Genomic DNA, 8,835 nt, shown 5'->3' with positions numbered 1-8,835 from the left:
ACCACCTTGAGGGTTTGTGAATCTATTAATATCGTACTTTATAATATATGCGATGTGAATCGAATTTTGTCATTAAAAATTTGTCTAAAAATCAACAAATATACTGAAAATTTTAAATAATATCATTATAATAGATAATAGAATACATAGGAGGGGGATGTAAAGTATGAAAGTAGAAACGCTTCCTGTCATTAAAGGAGAAAATAATTTGCCGAATTATGATGAGGCATACGCGAATTTTAACTGGGAAGAGGTTAATAAAAATTTTACTTGGAATGAGACAGGCCGAGTAAATATGGCGTATGAAGCAATTGATAAGCATGCGAAATCCGATCGTAAAAATAAAGTAGCCCTTTATTATCAAGATGGATCGCGAAAAGAGAAATATACGTTTAAGGAAATGAAGGATTTTTCTAATAAAGCAGGAAACGTCCTGAAAAATTATGGCGATGTTGAAAAAGGCGATCGCGTTTTTATTTTTATGCCACGTTCTCCAGAATTATATTTTGCACTTCTTGGTGCAGTGAAATTAGGAGCAATTGTTGGACCGCTATTTGAAGCATTTATGGAAGGTGCAGTTCGCGATCGTTTAGAAGATAGCGAAGCAAAGGTGTTAATTACAACGCCTGAATTGTTAGAGCGCATACCATTAAATGATTTACCTGCTTTAAAAACAGTCTTTCTTGTTGGAGATAATGCAGAAGAAGGTGGTAAACTTGTAGCCTTCAATCCTTTATTTGAACAAGCTTCAAAAGAATTACATATCGAATGGTTAGGCCGTGAAGATGGTTTAATCCTTCATTACACGTCTGGCTCTACTGGTAAGCCAAAAGGTGTGCTTCATGCGCAAAACGCAATGGTTCAGCATTATCAAACAGCGAAATGGGTATTAGATTTAAAAGAAGATGATGTATATTGGTGTACAGCTGACCCAGGCTGGGTAACTGGAACAGCTTACGGTATTTTTGCACCGTGGTTAGTCGGGGCATCAAATGTTATTTTAGGCGGGAGATTTAGTCCGGAAGCGTGGTATGAAGCACTGCAAGATTACGGTGTAACAGTTTGGTATAGCGCACCAACAGCGTTCCGTATGTTAATGGGAGCTGGACAAGAAGCAATTAAAAAATATGATTTATCACAAGTTCGTCACGTATTAAGTGTCGGTGAGCCATTAAATCCAGAAGTAATTCGCTGGGGTATGAGCGCATTTGGACTTCGTATTCATGATACGTGGTGGATGACAGAAACAGGTGGACAAGTTATTTGTAACTATCCTTGTATGGAAATCCGTCCAGGTTCAATGGGTAAACCAATTCCGGGCGTGAAAGCAGCGATTGTTGATAATGAAGGAAATGAAGTACCTCCATACACAATGGGGAACTTAGCAATTGCAAAAGGTTGGCCATCTATGATGCGCGCTGTTTGGAATAACCCGCAAAAGTATGAGTCTTACTTCATGCCGGGAGATTGGTACGTATCAGGTGATTCAGCTTATATGGATGAAGACGGATACTTCTGGTTCCAAGGACGTATTGACGATGTAATTATGACGTCAGGTGAGCGCGTTGGACCGTTTGAAGTAGAAAGCAAATTAATCGAGCACGCTGCTGTTGCAGAAGCTGGTGTAATCGGTATTCCTGATCCGGTTCGCGGAGAAATCATTAAAGCATTTATCGCGCTTCGGGCAGGATATGAGCCATCAGAAGAATTAAAAGAAGAAATTCGTCAATTTGTAAAGAAAGGCCTAGCAGCTCATGCAGCGCCAAGGCAAATTGAATTTAAAGATAAATTACCGAAAACGAGAAGTGGTAAAATTATGCGCCGCGTATTAAAAGCGTGGGAATTAAACTTACCAACAGGTGACTTATCGACGATGGAAGATTAAAAAAGAAAGGTCTGAACGAAACAACGTTCAGACCTTTTTTTATGTTATGATGAACTTATATATACGTGTTGGAAGGGGAGAAGGAAATGAAAACAGAAAAAGAAAAGATGATACTTGGGGAAATGTACATACCAGCTGATCCTGTTTTGATTCAAGAGAGGGAGCAAGCTCGTATACTAACGAGAAAATTAAATGATACGCCAGAAGTGAAATTAAAAGAGCGTAGCGAAATCGTAAAAGAATTATTCGGAACGACAGGAGATAATATTCATCTTGAATCTTCTTTTAAATGTGATTACGGCTATAACATTCACGTTGGCGAAAATTTTTACGCGAACTTTGATTGTACGATTTTAGACGTATGCCCAGTAACAATCGGAGTGAATTGTATGTTAGCCCCAGGTGTTCACATTTATACAGCAACACACCCACTTGATCCAGTAGAACGCATAAGCGGTACTGAATACGGAAAACCAGTTACAATTGGCGATAACGTATGGATTGGCGGAAGAGCCATTATTAATCCGGGCGTAACAATTGGACATAATGCAGTCATTGCATCTGGAGCTGTTGTAACGAAAGATGTACCGGATAATGTAGTAGTTGGCGGGAATCCTGCAAAGATTATTAAAAAAATAAAATAATATTTGAACGAAGCGCCTTCCTCGTCTGTATACATTTATAAAAGAATAGATGAGGGAGGCGCTTTATATGTCTAATAAATTGATGCTTACTTTTGCTGTAGTTGGAATTATAGTTGTATTTTCTGGTGGATTATTTTTGCCAATACCAATTGGATTTAAAGTTTCAATGATTACAGTTGGAGTCATAATGATTGGTATGTTTTCAATCCTTATTCCGTTTGATAAGAAGTATATTGTACGAAAAAATGGAAATAAAATTGATTTTACAAAAACAAAAGTGTATTTTCGCTGGAATGTATTTGATACGATTTCGGCTTGTCTTGCAGTGTATGCATGCATATGTGTGCAAGCATTAAATATTTTAGTGTTAAGTGGTCATACAATACAAAACTCATATGTTCAATTTTTTACGCTTCAATCACAAGCGTGGATTATTGTCGCAAGTGTATATTTAATTTCCCGCATTTCGTTAACGTTAAAAGGAATAAAGGAGATCAAAAATCATGGCGCAGATTGGGATTGAGGAGGAGCTCATGCTTGCGTACCAAAAGGGAGATAAGCAGGCTGGGGAAAGATTATACGTTTTAATTAAACCAGCGCTATATACATTTTTGTATCGCTTTAACCGAGATGAACAATTAAGTATCGACCTTGTACAAGATACGTTTTTGACGTTAGAACGAAAGAAACATATGTATGAACCTGAAAAAGGCAAAATAAAAACGTATTTATTTCAAATTGGTTATCGTCTTATGATTAATAAATTAAATAGAAGAAAAAAGTGGAGGACGCTCTTACCATTTTTAGTACCAGTTCAGGAGGTAGAGTTTTCACAAGAAGACCGTCTTACTGTAAGGGATGCAATTTTGAAAGTTCCTGAAGAACAGCGAGCTGTCCTCATCCTTTTTTATTATCATGATATGCAGCAAAAAGAGATTGCAGAGATATTAAACATTCCGATTGGAACAGTGAAATCGAGACTCCATAACGGGATGAAAAAATTAAAGCAATTGCTGGAGGTGGATGAAATTGAGCGAAAATCCTTTTAAGAATGAATATAAATTAAAGCAGCATTTAGATAGTGACCATGTAGAAATACCGGATTTTCCAAAAACGGTAAGTCGATTCGATCGATTAATCGGATTTCTTGGTTCTCCGGCGAAAGATCCTGTGGAAGCTACGATTGGAAATGATTTATCGGTTGTGTTTCATGTTTCGATATTAGTTGGTGTTCCAGTTCTTTCTCTTATTACGATACTTCTTGCGACGTTGTAAAGGTTTGGCAAGAAGAGAAATCCTACCTCTATTTGACACGCCTATATAAATGATGGTATAAAGAAAAGTATATGAATAATTGAGCGTGGAAAGGGAGAAGTAGTGATCATTTCCCTGTTTTAGAGAGCTGATGGTCGGTGAAAATCAGCACATAGATGATCGCGAATTACGCCCCTAGAGCATCTTTTTTCGATTGAGTTATATTCAAAAGGGAAAAGACGGTGCTAAGCCGTTATGTAAATAAGGTGGTAGGCTTTTTTTTGCCTGCAACTAGGGTGGTAACGCGATAATCAAAATCGTCCCTTATTTAAAGGGGCGATTTTTTTATGTTTTCAACCTTCACGCCAGTAATGAACTTAAAGGAGAGTATGTAGGATATGGGTATTTTACAAGATCTTGAATTTCGCGGTCTAATTAATCAGCAAACAGACGCTGAAGGCCTTGAGCAATTATTAGAAAAAGAAAGCGTTAAATTATATTGTGGTTTCGATCCGACAGCGGATAGCTTACACATCGGTCATATGTTACCAGTATTAATGTTACGTCGTTTCCAATTAGCTGGTCACCAACCAATCGCACTTGTTGGCGGTGGTACTGGTATGATCGGTGACCCAAGTGGTAAAAAAGCAGAGCGTACATTAAATACGAAAGATACAGTTGCTTACTACACAGAAAGCATTAAAAACCAGCTTTCAAACTTCTTAGAGTTTGAAAACGTGGACAACCCAGCAACGATGGCTAACAACTATGACTGGCTAGGTAACTTAGATGTAATTACATTCTTACGCGATATTGGTAAAAACTTCGGTTTAAACTATATGTTAGCAAAAGATACAGTAGCATCTCGTTTAGAAACTGGTATTTCATTCACTGAGTTTAGTTACATGATTTTACAATCATACGACTTCTTAAACTTATACCAACAACATAATTGCCGTCTGCAAATCGGTGGTAGTGACCAATGGGGTAACATTACAGCTGGTCTTGAATTAATCCGTAAATCAGAAGAAGATGCGAAAGCATTCGGTTTAACAATCCCGCTAGTTACAAAATCTGACGGTACGAAGTTTGGTAAAACAGAAGGCGGCGCAATTTGGTTAGACCCAGAGAAAACAACTCCTTACGAGTTCTACCAATTCTGGATCAATACAGATGACCGTGATGTAGTTAAATACTTAAAATACTTCACATTCTTATCTCATGAAGAAATTCTTGAGCTTGAGAAGCAAGTAACTGAAGCGCCAGAAAAACGTGCAGCACAAAAAGCATTAGGTTCTGAAATGACAAAACTTGTTCACGGCGAAGAAGCGTTAGAGCAAGCAATTAAAATTTCAGCTGCATTATTCAGTGGTTCTGTAGCAGAACTTACTGCAAGCGAAATCGAACAAGGATTCAAAGACGTACCATCTGTAGAACGTACTGCAGAAGATACAGTATTAATCGACTTACTTGTAGAAAGCAAAATTTCACCATCTAAACGTCAAGCACGTGAAGATGTAACAAATGGTGCAATCTATGTAAACGGTGAGCGTACACAAGTATTAGATTACGTTGTAACAGAAAACGACCGCATCGAAGATAAATTCACAATCATTCGCCGCGGTAAGAAGAAATATTTCTTAATTCGTTACTAATAAGAAAAGAAATTAAAACAATAGTACCCCGAATTGTAGGCTGAAAAGTCTATGGTTCGGGGTTTTTATATTGCCTCATGATTTCTTTTAAATAGAATATGAAGAATTAATACGAGCATATAAAGCAAGCTAATTAACATAACGACAAATGCTGTGGGATAGAATTTTGCTGCATATATAAAGAAATCGATTTGATAAATATCTTGGTAATTTGAAACGGTGCCTTTAAAGTAATTCGTAAACTTAGCGCTATATTTCCATTCATCAGGATAATCGATTAAATTACTTCCCTGATACCAACTAATAAATGCTGAAGTAATAAACAGCATTAAAGAACTTCCTAATTGAACCATTTGGTTTATTGTCAAAATGAATCAACCTCCCATTTTATGGCTATTATAACGTAATAATTTTCTTGAATAAACCATTTTGGCGATAGAGTACAGTTGGCAAGCCTTTAAGCTTGTTGTTTTAATCTCCTTTTCGTGTTCATACGGAAATCACATGTAAGCGGTATGATAAGCGTATAACAAATAGAAAGGAGTGGTAAAACGAAATGTCACTAGAAGCGCTCATTATTTTTTCTTTGCTAAATGCGGGTCAGCTTGCAGAGAATACGAAGGTTGATATACATAAAGAGCAGAAAGATGCTTATGTATATGTTCAAAAAGAGGGAAATAAATAACTTTAATATATAAATAAAGGCTACCAGAGGGAACGTTTTAGTTTCTTTGGTAGCTTTTTCTATTGAGATATGATTTGGAAGTAATGAAAAAGGGGTAGTCTGAAAACGAAATGATTATATGTTTAAGGGAATAAGTATAACAGCATGTAATGAAGGTGGATTATAAAATTCTGCACAATAAACGGAGCTAGTATTAAAGAGAATTCAATCGTTGAGATGAATAAAAGAGAAGCAAGGACGATTATCCATAACTCATGAAAAAACTTCCTTGAAGTATCTTACTATATATACGACAGTTATATAAATAAAAAAAGCCCAGGCCCCTTGATAAACAAGGTTCCTAAGGCTTTTAATACGACTCTTTTCAGAGTACCGAGATTAACGAGAGTAGAACTCTACGATTAATGCTTCGTTGATTTCAGCTGCTAACTCAGAACGCTCAGCGTGACGAGTGTAAGTAGCTTCTAACTTATCAGCATCGAAAGTTAAGTATTCTGGTACGAAGTTGTTAACTTCGATCGCTTCTTTAACAACAACAAGGCTGTTAGATTTTTCGCGAACGCTGATAGTTTGGTTAGGTTTTACGCGGTAAGATGGGATATCTACGCGAGATCCATCAACCGTGATGTGACCGTGGTTTACTAATTGGCGAGCTGCACGACGAGTGCGAGCTAAGCCCATACGGTAAACTAAGTTGTCAAGACGAGCTTCAAGAAGGATCATGAAGTTTTCGCCGTGCTTACCAGGCATTTTACCTGCTTGGTCAAATGTGCGACGGAATTGACGCTCAGTCATGCCGTACATGTGACGAAGTTTTTGTTTCTCTTGTAATTGTAAACCGTATTCTGAAAGTTTCTTACGTTGGTTAGGACCGTGAGGACCTGGTGCGTAAGGGCGTTTTTCTAATTCTTTTCCTGTGCCGCTTAGAGAGATTCCAAGACGACGAGACAGTTTCCAAGCTGGACCTGTATAACGAGCCATAGTTGACTCCTCCTTTAAAAATGTTTTTATTTACGTAAAATAAAAACAGACGTAATCGATATTTACGGGCATTTTGTTTTCATGTACCTTCGCTCCAGCAGCAGGGAGTTACGAGATACACCTCCGTAGAGGAACAAAATACAAACGATAAACTCACATTACAAGGCTGCCTTTTTATTTTACACAAACGCTATTATATCTTTTACCTACAGTTTCGTCAAGCGACTACCTTTTTGTTTTATGCAGATAAATTTTGGAAATTAACAAGAAGGAATTTAAAACAATATAAAAGAAGAGAGTTAGAAACAGAAGTAAAGCGCTTACATAAAATGTAGTAAAAGCGTTCATCAGATTTTTACTGGTAGATATGTGGCAATAAAGACATAAGGGGGATGTTTTTATGAAAAAGAAACATATGGAGACAGCATTAATTCATCACGGTTATGAATCAAATGAAAATAAAGGGAGTTTAACACCACCTTTATTTCAAACTTCTACATTTACGTTTGAGACTGCGCAGCAAGGCGAGGCAAGTTTTGCAGGAGTAGATCCATCTTATATTTACTCAAGACTTGGAAATCCAACTGTGAAATTATTTGAAGAACGTATGGCGGTGTTAGAAGGAGGAGAAGAATCGCTTGCCTTTGGATCTGGCATGGCAGCTATTTCAGCAACTTTAATTGGTTTTCTAAAGGCTGGAGATCATATTATTTGTTCAAATGGATTATATGGATGTACGTACGGTTTTTTAGAAGTGTTAGAAGAAAAGTTTGTGATTACGCATTCGTTTTGTAATATGGAGAGCGAGGAGGATCTTGAAAGTAAGATTCGTCCAAATACAAAGCTTATTTTCGTTGAAACGCCGATTAATCCAACGATGAAATTAATTGATTTAAAACAGGTTATTCGTGTTGCGAAGCGAAATGGCTTACTTGTCATTGTTGATAATACGTTTTGTTCACCTTATTTACAAAGACCTCTTGAGCTCGGTTGTGACGCCGTCGTTCACAGTGCGACAAAATATATTGGTGGTCACGGTGATGTTGTGGCGGGTGTCACAATTTGTAAAACGAAAGCGTTAGCTGACAAAATTCGCCCGATGCGGAAAGATATCGGCGGTATTATGGCGCCGTTTGATGCGTGGTTATTGTTACGCGGATTAAAAACGTTAGCAGTAAGAATGGATCGCCATTGTGATAATGCAGAAAAAATTGTATCGTTTTTGAAAAATCATGATGCGGTAGAAGGTGTTTGGTATCCAGAAGGAGATATTGCATCTCGCCAAATGAAGCGGGGCGGCGGCGTTATTTCTTTTTCAGTAAAAGGCGGAAAAGAAGAAACGCAGTCGTTTATTAATGATCTTCACTTTATTACAATTGCGGTAAGTTTAGGAGATACAGAAACGTTAATCCAGCACCCAGCAACGATGACGCACGCTGCAATTCCGGCTGAACTAAGAAAAGAAATGGGCATTTTCGATAATTTAATACGCTTATCAGTCGGTTTAGAATCGTGGGAGGATATCGTTTCTGATCTAGAGCAAGCGTTAAAGAAAATATCTACTGTGAATCAATAAAAAGAGTGAGCTATCGATTTCGTACAGGACGTACTGAATCGATAACTCACCCTTTTTTTGTTTTATCCCGCTATTTGAGGGCAGTAAAACTCCTACCTCAAAATTCGGCTGGAGCAAAGAAGTTAGTTGGGAGATGAACTGCCCGTAAACGCCCG

General features: G+C 37.5%; 10 protein-coding genes and 1 other annotated feature. Of the genes, 8 read left to right on the top strand and 2 right to left on the bottom strand.

Annotated elements, in window-relative coordinates:
- The first annotated feature begins 166 nt into the window (after positions 1-166).
- The 6 genes from acsA (at position 167) to tyrS (ending at position 5,438) form a co-directional block, all read left to right on the top strand.
- Entirely contained in the window at positions 167-1,885 is a 1,719-nt protein-coding gene (gene acsA, locus KI356_RS16100) for an acetate--CoA ligase (RefSeq protein WP_128280713.1), read from the top strand.
- Between the two features lie 86 nt (positions 1,886-1,971).
- A complete protein-coding gene (locus tag KI356_RS16095) occupies positions 1,972-2,529 on the top strand; it encodes a maltose acetyltransferase domain-containing protein (RefSeq protein WP_212935885.1) in 558 nt (185 codons plus the stop codon).
- 67 nt (positions 2,530-2,596) lie between these two features.
- On the top strand, positions 2,597-3,052 hold the full coding sequence (locus KI356_RS16090; protein WP_212935884.1) for a hypothetical protein: 456 nt from the start codon (positions 2,597-2,599) through the stop codon (positions 3,050-3,052).
- Positions 3,033-3,578 carry an RNA polymerase sigma factor gene (locus KI356_RS16085; RefSeq protein WP_212935883.1) on the top strand — a complete coding sequence of 182 codons (546 nt, stop codon included), beginning with the start codon at positions 3,033-3,035 and terminating at the stop codon, positions 3,576-3,578. The genes KI356_RS16090 and KI356_RS16085 overlap by 20 nt, the downstream gene beginning before the upstream one ends.
- Positions 3,559-3,804, top strand: a complete 246-nt coding sequence (locus KI356_RS16080; protein ID WP_128280717.1) for a hypothetical protein — start codon at positions 3,559-3,561, stop codon at positions 3,802-3,804. The genes KI356_RS16085 and KI356_RS16080 overlap by 20 nt, the downstream gene beginning before the upstream one ends.
- Before the next feature lie 77 nt (positions 3,805-3,881).
- Positions 3,882-4,111 (top strand) — a binding site (T-box leader).
- Positions 4,112-4,181: 70 nt separating this feature from the next.
- Positions 4,182-5,438 carry a tyrosine--tRNA ligase gene (tyrS, locus tag KI356_RS16075; RefSeq protein WP_002123065.1) on the top strand — a complete coding sequence of 419 codons (1,257 nt, stop codon included), beginning with the start codon at positions 4,182-4,184 and terminating at the stop codon, positions 5,436-5,438.
- A 65-nt stretch (positions 5,439-5,503) separates the two neighbouring features.
- Here tyrS and KI356_RS16070 read toward each other — a convergent pair whose 3' ends face one another.
- Positions 5,504-5,806 carry a YjdJ family protein gene (locus KI356_RS16070; RefSeq protein WP_212935882.1) on the bottom strand — a complete coding sequence of 101 codons (303 nt, stop codon included), beginning with the start codon at positions 5,804-5,806 and terminating at the stop codon, positions 5,504-5,506.
- 188 nt (positions 5,807-5,994) lie between these two features.
- Between KI356_RS16070 and KI356_RS16065 the strand changes: the two genes are divergently transcribed.
- Positions 5,995-6,123, top strand: coding sequence for a transporter (locus KI356_RS16065; protein WP_128280719.1), 129 nt, complete (start codon positions 5,995-5,997; stop codon positions 6,121-6,123).
- Positions 6,124-6,501: 378 nt separating this feature from the next.
- Here KI356_RS16065 and rpsD read toward each other — a convergent pair whose 3' ends face one another.
- Positions 6,502-7,104: a 30S ribosomal protein S4 gene (gene rpsD, locus KI356_RS16060; protein WP_098778696.1), complete on the bottom strand. Its 603-nt coding sequence runs from the start codon at positions 7,102-7,104 to the stop codon at positions 6,502-6,504.
- A gap of 400 nt (positions 7,105-7,504) precedes the next feature.
- Between rpsD and megL the strand changes: the two genes are divergently transcribed.
- Positions 7,505-8,680, top strand: a complete 1,176-nt coding sequence (gene megL / locus KI356_RS16055) for a methionine gamma-lyase (RefSeq protein ID WP_212935881.1) — start codon at positions 7,505-7,507, stop codon at positions 8,678-8,680.
- Positions 8,681-8,835: the final 155 nt, after the last annotated feature.

This window comes from Bacillus hominis (assembly GCF_018332515.1).
GTDB classification, from domain to species: domain Bacteria; phylum Bacillota; class Bacilli; order Bacillales; family Bacillaceae_G; genus Bacillus_A; species Bacillus_A hominis.
The sequence above is the reverse complement of the archived record's forward strand: the minus strand, read 5'-3'. Positions and strand labels throughout refer to the sequence as shown.